At 69.0% G+C, this 1,447-nt stretch carries 1 protein-coding gene; it reads right to left on the reverse strand.

The features are described 5' to 3' along the window. Positions 1-93: 93 nt before the first annotated feature. Complete coding sequence (locus J2X01_RS21940; protein WP_310062674.1) at positions 94-1,314, reverse strand: IS110 family RNA-guided transposase; 1,221 nt, start codon at positions 1,312-1,314, stop codon at positions 94-96. Positions 1,315-1,447 lie beyond the last annotated feature (133 nt).

Genomic DNA, 1,447 nt, shown 5'->3' on the forward strand with positions numbered 1-1,447 from the left:
GTCCTCGCTGGCTGCGGGCGCTCCACGTTGACCGCTTCCTTGCGCCGGCGGCGGGGAGCGGCAGCTGTCCGGCAAAGACGTCGGCCCGGATGCTCACTCCCAGCGGACGGGGTCGTAAACGGCCCCGTCCCGGACCATGGCATACGCGATCCTGGTGGCGCGGTGCGCCATCGCGCAGGCGATGACACCGCCCTTCTTTCCCCGGGCCTTGAGCCCGGCGGCGTAGGCCCGGCTGGGCGGGTCAGTCAACCACAGACCCATGCCGAGATCGATCAGGGCCCGTCCCAGCGCCACGCTGCCTTCCCTGCTGATGGTCCCGTCGCGCCGTTTTCCAGCCGACTCGTACTGGGTGGGTGAGAGCCCCGACGCCCGGTAGATCTGTGAGGGCCCGGGCCAGCGCTGCGGGTCGCCCAGCGCCCCGGCATAGTTGCCGGCCCTCACCACACCCCAACCCGGGGTTGTGGTGAGCGTTGCGAAGGGGCTCAGCGGCAACAGCCGGGCGAGTTCGGCCTCTGCGGTGTCGATCTGTGCCGTGAGTTCGGTCAGCAGCGCCAAATCCGCGGCCAGCACGCGTCTCGCCACCGCCGCGTCGACCGTGGTCAGCGCGTCGCGGGCGGCGTCGATCAGCCGTTCGGCCAGCGGCTGGCGGACCTGGAGCCCGCGGATGGCCGCGAACCGGACGAAGCGGCCCGCCCCCAGCGCCGCGAGACGCTTCGGGTCGGTGAATTCAGCGGCCACTAACCTTCCCACCTTGGTGCCGAGGACATCCGGCAGAACCAGCGTCAGCCCGGGAAAGGCCCGGTCCAGCTGGCCCAGCAGCTGGTTTTTCGTCGCGGTCCGCGCCTGGACCCGGCGGGTCCGGTGCGCGGCCCACGCGCCCAGTTCACCGAACACGGCATCGCGGTCAGCGACCGCGATGCCGCGGCCGGCCAGCACCAGCTCCGTGATCGCCTCCAGATCCAGGGCGTCGGTCTTGATTCGTCGGCGGCCCTGGACCCTGCGCTGTTCGGCGACATGCGCCGGATTCAGCTCCAGCACTTGCCAGCCCGCCGGCCACACGGACGGTCCCAGCAGCGGCCGGTGATAGTGCCCGGCAGCCTCGATTCCGACTTTCACTGGAACATCCGAGCCAGCCAGTCTGCTTTTGATCAGCGCGAGGACACCCTCCAGGCCCGGCCCCGTCATCTCAAAGTCCACCGGACCCAACACGCGGTGCCGCCCCGCATCGGTGACCGACAGCGCAACCACCGTTTTGCCGACATCGACTGCCACAACCACAGGAGAATCGGTGGCCACCGCGGCCTGAACAGACATAACAAACACCTCCGAAGGTATCGGGAGGACCCGCGGATCAACCCGCCAGGGGGCCCCAAGGGAATCTGATACATCCCGTCCTGACATCTCCGGAGGTGTTTGGGAAGGACTAACTCAAGTCATATCAGCCCGG

The organism is Arthrobacter ginsengisoli, assembly GCF_031456935.1.
GTDB lineage: Bacteria > Actinomycetota > Actinomycetes > Actinomycetales > Micrococcaceae > Arthrobacter > Arthrobacter ginsengisoli.